The following is a 15,553-nucleotide window of genomic DNA, read 5'->3' on the forward strand; positions in this document are numbered from 1 at the left end:
GACAGACGCCGTTTTTTGTTGTCATGTTGTTATATTGTTATCGTTATTTTTGTCTGCCTGTTCGTCCCGCACTGCAGAGCAATCCTGATTCAGATCTTATGGTAGACACTGATCACGCGGGCGAGGACCGTGACCACGCTTGGGCACGGCTCTGCCTCTTCCTCGCGGCTCTTCAGGAGGTAGGTCCCTTTCTGGTCCTGGCGGAAGTAGCGCACGGTTGAGCGCCTGTCCACTTCTGCGACGACAAGGTCGAAGTCATTGGCAAATTCCTGCGGCGTGATGAAGAGAAAGTCACCCTCTGCGATGCCCGCTTCCCGCAGGCCATCATCCGGCATGCGCACGAGGTACGTCTTCTTGTGGGTAGCGAGCAGTTCCTGCGGGAAGGAGTAGACGTCGCTGAAATTCTTCTCGTCAAAGAGTGCCGCACCCTTGTGGATGCCGATGAGCATCGGCACCGGCACATTCTGGCGCCACGGGCGCTCGTCGAGGATATCGATAGCGCGCGGCTTCGTCGGGTCGCGCTTGATCATGCCATTGGCCTCGAGGCGCGACAAGTAACTGTGGACCGTTGAGCTCGACTTGAGCCCGACAGCCTCGCCGATTTCCCTTACGGAAGGCGGATAGCCCTTCTCGAGCAGGAAAGCCTTGATGAACTGGAAAATCTCTTTCTGGCGGTCACTTGATTTGCTCGTCTTGCGCATAATACATCCCCCTTATCTATCCGATTGCGTCATCAGTCCATTTGTTTCGTTCTGTTCTCTATTATAGCATATGTATGTTCGAAAAAAAAGAGTTTTATGAATATTAGCGGAAATCGAGGAGCCAGCCGCATGGGTGAGTCATCCTGAGAGCCATGAATGCGAAGGGGTCGGAAAGTCTTCAAAATGTCTTCAAAGGGATTGGGAAAAATTTGACGATGCCAGACGATGAAGCTATAATGCAGGAAGAGTCCCTGGCGGCATCTTGCCTGGAATTGCCGAAAGAGGGGGACGGATTGGAGCATGAACATCTTGAAATCTTGTAAACGAATCTATACCGCACTGCTGAGCCTCGTGCTGCTGCTCGTCTGGTCGGCCGTTGCCATGGCCGCGGCGCCGGACATCACGGCAGACGCCGCCATCGTCATCGACGAGGCGACGGGGCAGGTGCTCTATGAGAAGAACGCTGACAAGCGCGAATACCCGGCCAGCATGACGAAGATGATGACCTGCATCCTCGCGCTTGAGACGAGCAGTCCCGACCAGCTCGTCACCGTCAGCCGCTATGCAGCCGATGTCGAGTGCACGCGCCTCTATCCGGGCTACACCCTGCGCATGGCCGACATCCTGCAGCAGATGATGATGATCTCTGACAACGGCGCAGCGACGGCCGTCGGGGAGGCAGTCGGCGGAGATGAAGCCACCTTCGCCGCGATGATGAATGAGAAGGCGCAGGCAATCGGTGCCGTCAACACGCATTTCGTCAACATGAACGGCATGCCGGACGCCAACCACTACTCGACAGCGCGCGACATGGCCAAGATTGCCGCCTACGCCATGCACAACGACGCCTTCCGCCAGATTGTCGGCACGAAGGCAAAGAACATCTACTACATCGCGCCGCAGGGCCACAAGACATATTGTCGCAACACGAATGAGCTGCTCGAATCGTATCCGGGCTGCACGGGCATCAAGACGGGCTGGACAAGCGCCGCACGCGGCTGCCTGAGCGCCGCGGCCAAGCGCGGTGACAAAGAGCTCATCGCCGTCGTCATGCATTCCGACGACGACGAGACGCGCTTCAGTGAAGCCGCCGCTCTGCTCGACTACGGCTTCGAGCAGGAAGAAGAGGCCGCAAAAGCAGTAGCTGACAGCGAGACAACAGCTGACCCTGCGCTTTCGCAGGCCACTGCCGCAGTTCACTGATGCAACGGATATACCATGAAATCGAGCCGACTGTAAAGCCGGAGAGAGGAACACCCATGACAGAAGAAACTTTTGCCAAGAAGCGCGATGAAGTTCTGCAGGCGATGATCACCTTTGACGCCGGTGATGCCAAGCGCATCCAGCACTTCCTCAAAGTCTACACCTATGCCGCCCTGCTCGGCCGCCAGGAAGGACTGCGCGCAGAGGTCCAGCAGACGCTCGAGCTCGCCGCCATCCTGCACGACATCGGCATCCATGCCGCTGAGGCGAAGTACAGGAGCGCTGCAGGCATCTACCAGGAAAAAGAGGGGCCAGCACCTGCGCGCAAGCTGCTCGAAGAAGTCTCTGGCATTCCGGACGCCATGATCGAGCGCATCTGCTACCTCATCGGCCATCATCACACCTATAAAGATGTCGATGGGGCAGACTACCAACTGCTGCTCGAAGCCGACTTCCTCGTCAACGCCTACGAGGATGAACTTTCCGCCAAAGCATGCAAAACCTTCCGCGAGAAAGTCTTCCGCACGACGAGCGGTACGGCCATGCTCAATGCAGTCTACGGCCTTGACTGAGCGCCATCTGCTGAAGCGGGCAACAAACAACAGAAAGGAGAGTCTCCCATGATCTTGCAGGCAACTGTCACGAAGTACATCCCGACCAACGCCTACATCTACGCCGACAATGAGACGAAGCACGGCTTCCTCATAGACCCCGGCGCACAGGCGGGTAAACTGCTCGAGCTCATCCGCGAGAAGGACCTGACCATTGAGGCCATCCTGCTGACGCATGGCCATTTCGACCACATCGGCGCCGTCAACGAACTGCAGGCGGTACTCCAGATCCCCGTGTATATGGGCGAGAAGGGGATGCTCTACGCCGAGAACCCCGTCTGGAACCTCTCTTCTCAGACCGAGGACCCCATCGTGCTCAAGGATGTCACGTATCTCGCAGACCATGCTGTCATCGCGCTCAAAGAGAAGCCGTCCTTCCAGCTGGAGCTTCTCGACCTGCCAGGCCACACAGCAGACGGCGTCATCTATTACACGAAAGAGGATGGGGCCGCCTTTGTCGGCGATTCCATCTTCCAGGGCAGCTACGGCCGCACCGACATGTACGGCGGCGATGAAGAGGCACTGCTGCGCGGCATCCGCGAGCGCATCCTGACACTGCCCGACGACACCTTGCTGCTCTCGGGCCACTCAGCGCCGACGACACCGGCAGAAGAGCGCGGGCGCAGCTGGTATCTGGTATAACGTCAGCCCTGACACACATTTTACGCGAGGGACTCGGGCATCCGCATGCGTCATGTACGCGCACCGGACAACGCAGAGCCTCAGGATAGGGCACAGAGCTACAGTGTCACAGAAAGGAATCCCCATGATCCAGGATATTGCACCAAAGAAACTCGACAACCAGTACAAGCCGTCGGCTGAGCCGATGGATGACAGCGTCGTATTCGTCTTCGACGCGCGCACGGTACTTGTGCGCCAGGATGAAGGAAAGCTCTTCCCGACGTTTGCCCAGCTCGGCCGCCCTGACGGCTGCGTCTACCTCTTCACGATCGGCAAGAAGGCATTCTTCCTGCTGCTCAGCGAAAAAAGACCAGTCATCCCGGCAGATTTTGCCTTCGAGCCCATCAAGAACATCCGTCAGAACAAGGAGGCAAAGCTGCCGAGCTTCTACGCCTTCTACACGGCCCTGCACCTCTACGGCTGGTACCACACGAACCGCTTCTGCGGCGTCTGCGGCCAGCCGACCGTCCTCGACACAAAAGAGCGCGCCCTGCGCTGCTCCAAGTGCAACCATGTCATCTATCCGCGCATCAACCCGGCCATCATCGTCGGCGTCCTGCACAATGGAAAGATCCTTTTGACGCGCTACGCTGCAAGCCACAGCGACACAACCGTCTACGCGCTCATAGCAGGCTTCACCGAGATCGGCGAGACATTCGAAGAGACGGTCGAGCGTGAAGTCGCCGAAGAAGTCGGCCTCAAGGTCAAGAACATCCGCTATTACAAATCCCAGCCGTGGGGCAGCGCCGCCGACATCCTCGCCGGATTCTACTGCGACCTCGACGGCGACGACACCATCCAGATGGACCGCGAAGAGCTCAGCCGCGCCTTCTGGGCAAAGCCAGAAGACGTCATCCTGCAGCCAGACGACTGGAGCCTCACAAACGAGATGATGGCCCGCTTCAAAGCAGGAGAACCGTGCTGATAAAAGCACGATTCCTGCAGCAAGTGAGAAGATGGCACTGCCGATGCAATCGCATACGATAACATGCTATAAACAGATAGCATTATCGTCATTACATCAAGAGCAGGCCGCCAGGCCGCCAGACAGCTGCCGCACAAAAGAAACTCCGGATTATCCGGACAACAGTCCTAAATCAAACCCCGCATGACCGAATACCATCGATCCTGCGGGGCTTTCTTGTATCGAAAACCGCCTACGAGAAAGCACCGAGCAATCATATTCGCTCAAGCGGCAGGGGAAATCATTTTTTTAATACTTAAGTATTGCCATACATACCTAAGTATTACAAAGTATTTATGGTAATATATATGGTATTACTTAAGGTGATGCGGATAGATTTCCGCCGGTTTTTCCCAGGATTTTAGGTTAAAATAAAACTTCCGATAATTTATACTTATCGGAAGTAATGTGTAAGTAATCTCGTGTATGGCTGAACATTCGATGATAATCCTTACGGTTATTTTGTGTGACTAACGTGATTTTATGTTGCCGACTTCCTTGCAGGCTATCATGATTCCATCCGTCACTTGAAACGATAAAACAAAAAGGAAGTTGCTACAGAAGCAACTTCCTTTTTATTAAGTTCATTTTAGTGTAGTTGAGGCAGATCGCATTGCCAGATAAACCAGTTGTCGTTATAATGTGTGTTACCTTTCCTGTGCAGCCGACATGGAAGAAGCCTTTCGAAATGCAAAAATAAATGAAATTCCTGCCGAAGTATCCTCGACGTTTTACCCTTGATCGTCTTTACTGCTTTGTGGATACCGAACTGCGGGTCAACCTCCAGCAGCAGGTGTACATTCACTGCGTTTTAGTCCATCGTGGTTTTCCAGTCCGGCGTACGATGTGCGGCAAAGCAGCGGTGAATCTGGTCGAGGCTGTTTTTCTCGAGGGCGATGTTTTGCGGCAGTTCCTGCTCGGAAAAATACGCCGCTTCGGTGGTCTCGATATTGGGATGGAACGAGCCGCCTAGGACCTTGCAGAGGGAGAAAATCTTGATAATCCCGTAGGGATTGTTGCATCGGTTGTGTCTGCGCCAGTCGTCGATGGCAATGACGCGGGTGATGGCGACATCGAGGCCAGCCTCTTCCTTGACTTCTTTGATGGTATTATCCGCGACCGACTGATCGACATCACACCAGCCGCCTGGCAGAGACCATTTTCCCGTGCTTTCATGAACGAGCAAGATCTTGTCCTCCTGGAAAATGGCCGCGCGCGTATCGATCTTGGGCGTCTGATAGCCCGTCTCATTGCAGAAGAGATCTTTGACTTTTGCGAGCGGCAGATCTGCCTGCGCTGCCATCATTGCGGCGGCAATATCGCGCAGTTCCTGATAGCGCTCAAGGTCAAACCGGTCCCGCCCATAGTGCAGGCCGGCTTGTGCAAGGCTCTGGATTTTCACGGTCCAGTCAAGCCACCGCTGCTTTGAAGATGGTTCCTGCCCTGCCGCCTCCCCAGACACAGGCTTGTCTGCTGCCGTCTGGATGACATCGAGCTTCCCGGTGCGGGGATGGATCATCAGGCCGTGTACCTTAATGTTCTTCGGGATATACGGGTTGCCGGCTATCTTGGCCACAGCATCCTTGACATTCTCGACAGGATCGCGGAACGCGTTGGCCCACGTCTCGAGTTCGCCATGAATCTTGGCAATAGCGCCCTCACTCACGCCATGCGCGCGCATCGCAGCGGCGAGGCTGTCTGCCGTTGTCTTGGCCATGCCGCACTCGTAATGCCCGACGACAAAGATCTCCTCGACGCCGAGTTCATAGATAGCCACCATCAGGCTGCGGATGACCGCATCAAATTCGCCGGTGAGGTAGTTGCCGACCGTGCGGATGATTTTGGCATCGCCGCGCTGGATGCCCATGGCCGGCTCAAGGATCTCCGTCAGCCTCGTGTCCATGCAGGTGAAAATCGCCATTTTCTTCTTCGGCAGCTTGCTCGCGGCAATATCCTCTTCTGTATAGTCATGCTTGCCATTGGCCACAAATGCCTTGTTGGCAGCCAGGATTTCTTCTAAACGGTCCATTTCTCTTCCTCCTTGTGTCACGATGAACGGCTCTCCTTGTCATTATAGCAAAAATTCCCTCGCAACGGCCAGACAGTAAATGCCTTTTGTTGCGAGGGAATTTTATGGATATGAGATGTCTCTCGACGCGCTCACATCTTCTGATGGGCGCGGCGGGAGATGACGTCGAGCTGCTGCTGACGGGTTAGGTCGATAAACTTGACGGCGTAGCCCGAAACGCGGATGGTGAAGTTCGCGTATTCCGGCTTTTCGGGGTGCTCCATGCAGTCGATAAGCTTGTCAACGCCGAAGACGTTGACGTTCAGGTGATGGGCGCCCTGTTTGAAATAGCCGTCCATCACGCGTACGAGCGTGTCCACGCGATCTGATTCGGTATGGCCAAGCGTTTCCGGCGCGATGGTCTGCGTGTTCGAGATGCCGTCGAGTGCGTACTCGTACGGGAGCTTCGCAACGGAGTTCAGGGAGGCCAGCAGGCCGTTCTGCTCCGCACCGTACGACGGATTTGCGCCCGGCGCGAACGGCGCGCCGGCCTTGCGTCCGTCCGGCAGTGCGCCCGTGGCGCTGCCGTACACGACGTTGGACGTGATGGTCAGGATGGACGTCGTGGCTTCAGAGTTGCGGTACGTGTGATGCTTGCGCAGTTTCGTCATGAAGGTCTTGAGGAGCCAGACGGCAATCTCGTCGGCGCGCGGATCGTCGTTGCCGTATTTCGGGAAGTCGCCTTCGACCTTGTAGTCGACGACCAGGCCGGATTCGTCGCGAATCGTGGAGACCTTGGCGTACTTGATCGCACAGAGGGAATCGACGACATGGGAGAACCCGGCAATGCCCGTGGCGAAGGTCCGGCGCACGTCCGTGTCGATCAGGGCCATCTCGGCTGCCTCATAGTAGTATTTGTCGTGCATGTACTGGATGAGGTTCAGGATATTCACGTAGAGTCCGGCCAGCCAGTCCATCATCTGATCGAAGCGATGCAGAACCTCATCGTAGTCAAGCACGTCTGACGTGATGGGCATGTACTCCGGCCCCACCTGCATGTGTTTGCCGTCCTTTGTCAGGAATTTTTCGTCCTTGCCGCCATTGATGGCGTAGAGCAGGCATTTGGCAAGGTTAGCGCGCGCTCCGAAGAACTGCATCTCCTTGCCCGTCTGCGTGGCCGAAACGCAGCAGCAGATGCTGTAGTCGTCGCCCCAGACCGGCTTCATGACATCGTCGTTCTCGTACTGGATTGAGGATGTCTCAATGGAGATGCGGGCGGCATACTTCTTGAAGGCTGCGGGCAGGGCAGGCGAATAGAGCACCGTCAGATTCGGCTCCGGGGACGGGCCCATGTTCTCGAGCGTGTGCAGGAAGCGATAGTCCGTGCGCGTGACCATGTGACGGCCATCCATGCCGACGCCGGCCATCTCAAGCGTCGCCCAGACCGGGTCGCCGGAGAACAGCTGGTTGTACGACGGGATGCGGGCAAACTTCACCATGCGGAATTTCAGCGTCAGGTGATCGATGAGCTCCTGTGCCTGCGTCTCTGTCAGCGTTCCCTCCGCGAGGTCGCGGCTGATGTAGATGTCGAGGAACGTGGAGATGCGGCCGACACTCATGGCGGCGCCATTCTGCGTCTTGATGGCTGCCAGGTAGCCGAAGTAGAGCCACTGGACGGCCTCTTTGGCATTCTTGGCCGGATTCGAGATGTCGTAGCCGTAGGCCTTGGCCATCTCCTTCATCTGCTTCAAGGCCCGGATCTGTTCGGCGAGCTCCTCGCGCTGGCGGATGATGTCGTCCGTCATGACACCGCAGCCGCAGTTTGCGAGGTCCTCACTCTTCTTCTCGATGAGGAAATCGATGCCGTAGAGCGCCACGCGGCGGTAATCGCCGACGATGCGGCCGCGTCCGTACGTATCCGGCAGGCCCGTGACGATATGGCTGTGGCGCGCCCTGCGCATCTCCGGCGTGTAGGCATCGAAGACCGCCTGGTTGTGGGTCTTGTGGTACTCCGTAAAGATCTTGTGGAATTTGGGATTGACCTCGTAGCCGTACGTCTTGGCGGCTTCTTCCGCCATCCGGATGCCGCCGAATGGCATGAACGCGCGCTTCAGGGGCTTGTCCGTCTGCAGGCCGACGACCTGCTCGAGATTCTTCAGCGATTCATCGATATAGCCCGGGCCGTACGCCGTGATCCCCGAGACGACTTCCGTCTCGCAGTCCAGGACACCGCCCCGTTTCCGCTCTTCCTTCTGCAGCTCCTGCACTTTGCCCCAGAGCTTGTCCGTCGCCTCCGTAGGGCCAACGAGGAAGTTCTCGTCACCGTCATAAGGCGTGTAGTTATTCTGGATGAAATCTCGTACATTGACATCATCTGTCCACTTTACACCCTTGAAGCTTCTCCATGCAGCATCTCGATTCATGCCGTTCATCGCATTTCCTCCTTCTTCCAGACCTCTATGCACGTGTGCGTCTATGCATATTTTTGTTTCTCGCTGATTTATATCATACCGTTTTTTGCGCGGCCCGTCCTTGATTCCAATCAAAGAATCATGCCAAGCATCACATTTTCTCCAGAACTTCTACTTCAGACAGCACCGAGGATGGCCCGCGCCTGCTGCACGTCCTCCTCCGAAGGCGGCTGCACATCGCGGAGCTGATTGGGAATGCCGAGCTCGTCCCATTTATAGAGGCCCATGTTGTGATACGGCAGCACCTCGATGCGCTCCACATTCGTCAGCGTATCGAGGAACGACCGCGTGCGCCGGAGTGAATCGGGCGCATCCGTCCATCCCGGCACCAGCACCTGACGGACCCAGATGGGCTTGTGGATGGCGGACAGATAGCTAAACATGTCCCGGATATTGTCGTTGGGACAGCCAGTGAGTTTCTGGTGCGCATCCGCATCGATGTGCTTAATATCCACGAGCAGGAGGTCGGTCACCTCCATGAGCGCCTGGAACTTGCCGAAAAAAGGCTCCCGGCGCGTAAAGGGCTGCCCGGCCGTATCGATGCAGGTGTGCATGCCGCGCGCCTTTGCCTTTCGGAAGAGATCCAGCAGGAAATCCATCTGCAGCAGGGGCTCGCCGCCGCTCACTGTGATGCCCCCCTCGTCTCCCCAATAAGGCCGATAGCGCTCCGCCTGGTCCAGCAGCTCATCTGCTGTCCGCAGTTCACCGCCCCGCTGCCCGTTCCACGTATCCACGTTATGGCAGTACAGGCAGCGCATCGCACAGCCCTGCAGGAAGATGATGAAGCGCGTCCCCGGTCCATCCACTGAGCCAAACGTTTCGATGGAATGAATGCGTCCCTGAATCATGATATCTCCTCACAAAAAAGACCCAGCAAGGAATCTGTATCCTCAAGGTCATCATACAAGGTATTGCTGAAAATTTCCTTGACTGACATCAAAGACATGCCAAAATCAGATTGGCCGGGGCTCAATCGCTCACCCGCTCCATGAGTCAGCAGTCCCACTGGCAGGAACGGGCACACGGAGCGTCATGCCTCTTCTCCCGAGGATCCCGGACGAGCCAGCAAGCCCTCGAGCCGGTGGTAGTGCAGGAAATCCCCGCGCTCCCCCAGCGCACCGATCTCCTGCGGGCTGGCCAGGCGAAACGCCTCGACTTCATCGTCCTGGATCCGGACATCCGCCTGCGTAAAATCGCCCCAGAATTCATAGATGTCCACGAAATAATTGTTCTGCTCGGCCGGGCTGTCGCTGCGGTACGTGTGGATGCAGCGGCCCTGCTCCATCGTGAAGTGAAGACCTGTTTCCTCGGCCACCTCCCGGAGCACCGCCTCCTCCGAACGCTCCCCGGCCCGGACGCCGCCGGGAATCTCCCATTTCAGCGGAGCCCATTCCTTATCCGCCTTGCGCTGCGTGATGAGGATGCGCCCTGCCCGATCGCGGATCAGCGCCAGAACCGTCAGATGATAGTCCCCCGGCTTCATGTGCCAGTCATTGCGGATCATCCTGCGCCCCGTCACGTGCTTCTCCCTGTCATAAATATCCCAGTATTCCATGCCTGCACCTCTCTTGTGATTTATTATGATTATTATACCACCAGAAATATCGTATTACCAGTTATGCCTCAGAAAAAAACGCGCGCGGAGCGCGCAAAAAAACAAGCTCTTTACAACAGAGCTTGTTCCCTTTATCATGCATTCAGTTTTTGATGACTTCCAGCACTTTGTCGGCAGAGATGTCGTGTTCGCTCATGTAATCGAGGAGTTCCTTGTAATCGGCCTGAGCCTTCTTTGCTCTGACCTCCTCGAGCTCAGCTTTGAGCTTTTTGATCTCGTCTTTTTTCTTCTGGATCTTCGCCTCGATGGTTTCGATCTTCGCTTCGTAATTTACCGTTCTAGCCATTCTTTTACACCTGTCCTTTATCCAGCAGTTTACAGCTTTTGAGACATAATAAAATCACGTAGCCCCTGCTGGTGTATAATAGATTCACCACAAACCAAACACGAGAGGTGCTACGTGGTGTCTCAATTATACACCAGTCAGTCAACAGTTGACAAACTCTTGACGATTTTTTCTTCCTTGTTTCTCGCTGCAACGAGACCGACGCGCCATTTGCTGGCGTGGCTTCTCATTGCTCAGCTGGCTCTGGAGTCGGCTTCGTCGGTGCGCTGCCTGTTCCGGCAGTTCCTGTCGAAGCAGACGGACACATCGCTCAACAGCTATTACCGTGCCCTTGGCAACGGCCTCGTCACGGATGCATCCATTCGCCAGGCCTTGGCGCTGCGGGCGCTTGCCATAGTGCCAGAGGCACTGCGGCAGGAGCCTATCCTGCTCAGCGTGGACGACACGTCCATTGCCAAGTGGGGCAAGCACTTCGACGGTGTGGGCATTCTGTACGACCATGCCAAGCACGATGGCAAGTCCTATTTCAATGGCCATGCATTTGTCAGCTTGACGATGAGCGTGCCGGTCCTCCATGAGAACGCAGGCAAGCAGCAGATCCGTTATATCGCGGTGCCGATTGGCTACGTCATGAGCAACGGCGAAGCCTCGAAGCTGACGCTTGCCTGCCAGCTTCTCGATGAAGTCATGCCAATCCTTGAAAAGCGCCAGGTCATCCTGCTCTTCGACAGCTGGTATGCCAAGCGTGAGCTGCTCGCGCATGCACTCCGCTACCCGAATCTCAGCGTGATCTGCAATGCACGTCATGATACGGCGATGTTCGAACTGCCGGGTCCGACGGCAGGCCGCCGAGGTCGTCCGCCGAAGTACGGCAAGCGACTGATGCTGGATGAGATTGCCGATGATCTCAAAAATTATCTTTGTCGGATGGACGACTATTTTGTCGCCCACCGTCTGGTGAAGACACGCATCTTCGGTGACCGCACCGTTCATGCCTATGTGACGCTGAGCAAGAGCGGCTCGTACCGTCTCTTTTTCAGCACCGTAGATCCGATGGCCCTGCACATGAGCATTGCCTGGCAGGAGAACAAGACGCTCCGCAACACCAGCTCCAAGCATATGGCGATTTACCCGCTTAAGCTCTACAAACTCCGCTGGGGCATTGAGACGAACTACTACGAGCAGAAGATGTTCTGGGAGCTCGGCAGCTACAAAGTTCGCACGAAGACTGCGATTGAGCACCTGCTAAACCTGACGAATGCCGGGCACGCTCTCATGAAGATCCTGCCATACGAGGACGAGAAGCTGAGCGCCTACCGGGACAAGAGCCCGCAGGAGCTGCGGCACGCGCTGAGTCAGCAGATCCACAAGGAAGCATTTTTCGCCACTTTGGTGTCCAAAGCCCAAAGTAGCATAAATTCAAGCGCTCTGCTCAAAGCCTTGCAAGCCTTGGCTTGGGGCGATGGGCAAGCGGCTTAAAAGCTGTAAACTGCTGCTTTATCGTATAATAAATAATTGAAATTTTCCCTATTATAACACTATCCCGGCCCAGAAAAAAGTCTTTTATTCCATTTTTTTGTCAAAAATTTCGCATGAGCAACGCGATTTCCCCGCACAAGAATAACTCCTTTTTTCACAGTATACATCTTAGCAGACTGCACAGGACGCTGCGGATTGGCATAGAAAAAGAGACGCTGGAATGCGTCTCTTTTGATTCGATATGCCGTATGGATCAGGCTTCGTGTTCTTCGTGGAGATGGCGGTTCTGCGTCTCTTTCATGAGCAGGGCAACGATGAAGAGGCAGGCCTCGAAGGCGACGACGATGATGTCGAGGGCGGCGACGTGGCCGAGCGTCGTGGTCAGGAAGCCCATGAGCGGGCCTGAGAAGAACGAGAGGAAGTAACTCGAAGCGCCGACGATGCCGGTGGCCAGACCGATCTGGCTCGTGCTGACGCCATCCTGGGCAATCGTGTAGCCGAGCACGTAGATGGCGTGGAGGCCGATGCCCATGAGGCCGCCGACGATGTAGAGCACCGCGGAACTCTGCGGGATGACGTGGAAGATCAGGAACGCGCAGAGTGCGTTGAGTCCGGACAGGCAGATGATGGTCGGCTTGCGGCCGAAGCGGTCGGCGAAAAAGCCGAGCACGACGCCGCTGAGGCCGCCGATACCGTAGATGGCTCCGAAGAAGGAGCCGGCCTCTGTCGGGCTGAATCCCTTATACGTCATGAAGAGATACGGGCCCATCGAAGCAAAGCCCCAGTACGGGATGATGTTGAGGATCTGGATCAGGACGCCGAGCCAGACGACTTTGTTGAAGCCGACCGTGCGGATTGCCTCAATCAGATGAATGCGCTTGATGTCCGTCGAGGTATCCGTGTATTTTCTCTTGAAGCCGAAGATCAGCAGCAGGCCGAAGATGACGGTGGCGATACCCATGTGCGTCAGGCCGACGCTCCAGTCCCCCGTGCGCTCCAGGCTCCAGCCGTAATACGTCGGGCCGACATACGCGCCGATGGAGTAGAACGTACATTTTGCGAGATATGGCGAATGAGTGCGATAAAATAGGGATAAAAACACGCGAAGAAGCGCGAAATGTGCACAGACATGAAAAAGGCTCTCTGCCTCCGGCACAGCCGGCAGACAGAAAGCCTCTCGTTCTGGAATGGGAATGGATATGGGTATGGACTCAGGCCCGGCTCGCTTCCATCAGGTCGAGCAGCTGCGCAGCCGTCTTCTTGCCGAAGTGAGGGCCGTCCTCATTGATGAGGAAACACGGCACGCTCATGACCTGATACGCTTCGCGCAGCGCGGGATAGAGGTTGAGGTCGTAGACATCCGTCGTAATCCTGGGATTCAGGGTCGCGAGGCGCTGGGCTGCTGTGACGAGCTCCGGGCAGAGCGTGCAGGACAGGCTGACGAAGATGCGCAGATGACAGGGCGTATCCCAGTCGAGCAGACGCTGACGCAGCGATTCGTCCAGGGCCTGTCCCGGCCCTGCTGCATTGTAAAGTCCCAGCACAAAGGAAGTGAATTCATGGCCGCCCGGCACGCCGTGAAACGCGATGCCGGCAGGCTCGCCGCCGCAAAAGACGCGGACGCAGGGGCGCTCGCCTTCGGCAGCCGCCTCCTCCGCCGGCACGCGCACGACCTGGAGCTTATCCGTCAGGCGCGCGAGCTCGTCCACATACGATGCGAGCTCGCCGCTCTTGGCCGAATCATCCAGGTAAAGGCGCAGTTCCAGGCTGCGGTCCATGCGGGCAAAGACCGTCTGCAGCTGCTTGACGATCTCCGGCTGGAAGATCTGGCTGGAAGCGGCTTCTGCCGCAGGTTCCTCCGGCACGGCAGCAGCAGGGCGCAGCGGGCGGATGCCCGTCTTCTTCTGCATCTGCAGTGCGTAGCGCTCAAGCTCTGTCGCAGCCAGCGCTCCGTCGCCGGCCGCCGTGATGCACTGGCGCAGCGGCTTGATGCGGATGTCGCCAGCCGCGTAGAGGCCATCACAAGATGTCTTCATCGACGCGTCCGTGATCACATATCCCTTCGGATCGAGGTCTGCAATGCCCCGGACCAGTTCGGTCGCCGGTTCATAGCCGGCAAAGACGAAGACGCCAAATGTGTCCTTCCCCGCATCATACGTCTTGACCTCCCCTGTCTCAGTATCCCGGCAGGTCAGACGGCGCAGCAGGCCATCTCCCTCGACAGACTCCACGACGGTGTGCGTCCGCACGGTGATGTCCGGATGATTGCGCGCTTCATCGGCCGTAGCCTTGGCACAACTGAAATCATCGCCGCGCACCAGGCAGGTGACATGTGACGCGTACTTCGTCAGGAACACGCTCTCCTCAGCCGCCGCATAGCCGCCGCCGATGACAAAGACCTGTTTGCCGCGAAAGAATTCGCCGTCACACGTCGCACAGTAGGCGACACCGCGGCCGCGGAAGGTTTCCTCCCCGGCAAAACCTGCAGAGCGCGGGCGCGCTCCGGCAGCGAGCAGGACGCCGAAGCAGGAGAGCAGGCCCTGTGTGGTGTGCACGGTCTTGATCTCGCCGCTCATGTCGAGAGCAGTGACCTCGGCCAGCTTGAATTCTGCGCCAAAAGCTTCGGCTTGCTGGCGCATGTTCTCCGTCAGGGCCGCTCCGCTGATGGAAGCAATGCCCGGATAGTTGACGACGCGGTCGGTGATGGTGATCTGGCCACCGAAGTGTTCCTTTTCAATCACCAGGACGCGGTAGCAGGCCCGCGCCAGATAGATGGCTGCCGTAAGGCCTGCCGGACCGCCGCCAATCACGATGACGTCGTAAAGCTCCCGTGCAGGAGCTTTGACGGATGCTTCCGCCATCAGAGCGCTCCCACGAGGTCAAGGCTCGGCTTCAGCGTCTCTGCACCCGGCTGCCATTTTGCCGGGCAGACCTCATCCCCATGCTCGTGAACGAACTGGCATGCCTGCACCTTGCGCAGCAGCTCATCGGCATTGCGGCCGACATTGCCCGCATTGACCTCATAAGCGACAATCTTCCCCTCCGGATTGATGATGAAGGTTCCGCGCTCTGCAAGACCGGCCGACTCGATGAGCACCTCGAAGTCGCGCGCCAGGGCGTGCGTCGGATCGGCTACCATCGGATACGTGATCTTGGCGATGCGCTCCGAATGATCGTGCCATGCCTTGTGGACGAACTCCGTGTCGCACGAGACGGAATAGATCTCACAGCCGAGTTTCTGGAAGGCATCGTAGTGATTCTCCAGATCCTCAAGCTCCGTCGGACAGACGAACGTAAAATCGGCAGGATAGAAGAAGAATACACTCCACTGGCCAAGAAGATTGTCCTTCGTAATGGTGCGGAATTCATGATTCTGGTACGCTTTCACCGAGAACTCGCTGACTTCTTTGTTGATCAATGACATAAGATACTCCTCCTTTTGATGCCCGTAACGGGCCATTAATTTACTGTTTTTAGCTTTAACTAATGATAATTAATATCGTTTACAGGGATATCATACCATGTGACCACAAA

General features: G+C 56.7%; 14 protein-coding genes and 1 pseudogene. 5 read left to right on the forward strand and 10 right to left on the reverse strand.

The window, feature by feature from the left end; all coding sequences use genetic code 11:
• Positions 1-89: 89 nt before the first annotated feature.
• Positions 90-701 (reverse strand): transcriptional repressor LexA, encoded by a 612-nt coding sequence (gene lexA, locus T518_RS02565; RefSeq protein WP_036374730.1) that lies wholly within the window; start codon positions 699-701, stop codon positions 90-92.
• Positions 702-1,001: 300 nt separating this feature from the next.
• On the opposite strand from lexA, the gene T518_RS02570 reads away from it, so the two are divergent.
• The 4 genes from T518_RS02570 (at position 1,002) to nudC (ending at position 4,121) form a co-directional block, all read left to right on the forward strand.
• A complete protein-coding gene (locus T518_RS02570; RefSeq protein ID WP_244881936.1) occupies positions 1,002-1,904 on the forward strand; it encodes a D-alanyl-D-alanine carboxypeptidase family protein in 903 nt (300 codons plus the stop codon).
• A 56-nt stretch (positions 1,905-1,960) separates the two neighbouring features.
• Positions 1,961-2,476 carry an HD domain-containing protein gene (locus T518_RS02575; RefSeq protein WP_036374733.1) on the forward strand — a complete coding sequence of 172 codons (516 nt, stop codon included), beginning with the start codon at positions 1,961-1,963 and terminating at the stop codon, positions 2,474-2,476.
• A gap of 48 nt (positions 2,477-2,524) precedes the next feature.
• Positions 2,525-3,157 carry an MBL fold metallo-hydrolase gene (locus tag T518_RS02580; protein ID WP_036374736.1) on the forward strand — a complete coding sequence of 211 codons (633 nt, stop codon included), beginning with the start codon at positions 2,525-2,527 and terminating at the stop codon, positions 3,155-3,157.
• Positions 3,158-3,281: 124 nt separating this feature from the next.
• Positions 3,282-4,121: an NAD(+) diphosphatase gene (nudC, locus tag T518_RS02585; RefSeq protein ID WP_036374745.1), complete on the forward strand. Its 840-nt coding sequence runs from the start codon at positions 3,282-3,284 to the stop codon at positions 4,119-4,121.
• Positions 4,122-4,830: 709 nt separating this feature from the next.
• On the opposite strand, the pseudogene T518_RS11525 reads toward nudC, so the two are convergent.
• From T518_RS11525 to T518_RS02615, 6 genes and pseudogenes are all read right to left on the reverse strand, one after another.
• Positions 4,831-4,962, reverse strand: a pseudogene (locus T518_RS11525) (transposase); the annotation flags it as partial.
• 9 nt (positions 4,963-4,971) lie between these two features.
• Positions 4,972-6,189, reverse strand: a complete 1,218-nt coding sequence (locus tag T518_RS12405; protein ID WP_345938739.1) for an NUDIX hydrolase N-terminal domain-containing protein — start codon at positions 6,187-6,189, stop codon at positions 4,972-4,974.
• A gap of 131 nt (positions 6,190-6,320) precedes the next feature.
• A complete protein-coding gene (gene pflB / locus T518_RS02600; RefSeq protein WP_036375065.1) occupies positions 6,321-8,591 on the reverse strand; it encodes a formate C-acetyltransferase in 2,271 nt (756 codons plus the stop codon).
• A 164-nt stretch (positions 8,592-8,755) separates the two neighbouring features.
• Positions 8,756-9,487, reverse strand: a complete 732-nt coding sequence (gene pflA, locus T518_RS02605) for a pyruvate formate-lyase-activating protein (RefSeq protein WP_036374751.1) — start codon at positions 9,485-9,487, stop codon at positions 8,756-8,758.
• A gap of 182 nt (positions 9,488-9,669) precedes the next feature.
• Positions 9,670-10,194 carry an NUDIX hydrolase gene (locus T518_RS02610; RefSeq protein ID WP_036374754.1) on the reverse strand — a complete coding sequence of 175 codons (525 nt, stop codon included), beginning with the start codon at positions 10,192-10,194 and terminating at the stop codon, positions 9,670-9,672.
• 142 nt (positions 10,195-10,336) lie between these two features.
• Positions 10,337-10,540 carry a hypothetical protein gene (locus T518_RS02615; RefSeq protein WP_036374757.1) on the reverse strand — a complete coding sequence of 68 codons (204 nt, stop codon included), beginning with the start codon at positions 10,538-10,540 and terminating at the stop codon, positions 10,337-10,339.
• Between the two features lie 117 nt (positions 10,541-10,657).
• Between T518_RS02615 and T518_RS02620 the strand changes: the two genes are divergently transcribed.
• Entirely contained in the window at positions 10,658-12,019 is a 1,362-nt protein-coding gene (locus T518_RS02620) for an IS701 family transposase (protein WP_036374759.1), read from the forward strand.
• 253 nt (positions 12,020-12,272) lie between these two features.
• Here the strand turns inward: T518_RS02620 and T518_RS02625 are convergent, their stop codons facing one another.
• The 3 genes from T518_RS02625 to ahpC all read right to left on the reverse strand — a co-directional run bounded on the left by T518_RS02625 (position 12,273) and on the right by ahpC (position 15,443).
• Complete coding sequence (locus T518_RS02625; protein ID WP_248617140.1) at positions 12,273-13,121, reverse strand: MFS transporter; 849 nt, start codon at positions 13,119-13,121, stop codon at positions 12,273-12,275.
• A 109-nt stretch (positions 13,122-13,230) separates the two neighbouring features.
• The gene (locus T518_RS02630; RefSeq protein ID WP_036374762.1) at positions 13,231-14,880 is read right to left on the reverse strand and encodes an FAD-dependent oxidoreductase; all 1,650 of its coding nucleotides are present in this window, start codon (positions 14,878-14,880) and stop codon (positions 13,231-13,233) included.
• Positions 14,880-15,443, reverse strand: coding sequence for an alkyl hydroperoxide reductase subunit C (gene ahpC / locus T518_RS02635; protein ID WP_036374764.1), 564 nt, complete (start codon positions 15,441-15,443; stop codon positions 14,880-14,882). The genes T518_RS02630 and ahpC overlap by 1 nt, the downstream gene beginning before the upstream one ends.
• Positions 15,444-15,553: the final 110 nt, after the last annotated feature.

Origin of the sequence: Mitsuokella jalaludinii DSM 13811 (assembly GCF_000702905.1) — a bacterium.
Classification (GTDB): Bacteria; Bacillota; Negativicutes; order Selenomonadales; family Selenomonadaceae; genus Mitsuokella; species Mitsuokella jalaludinii.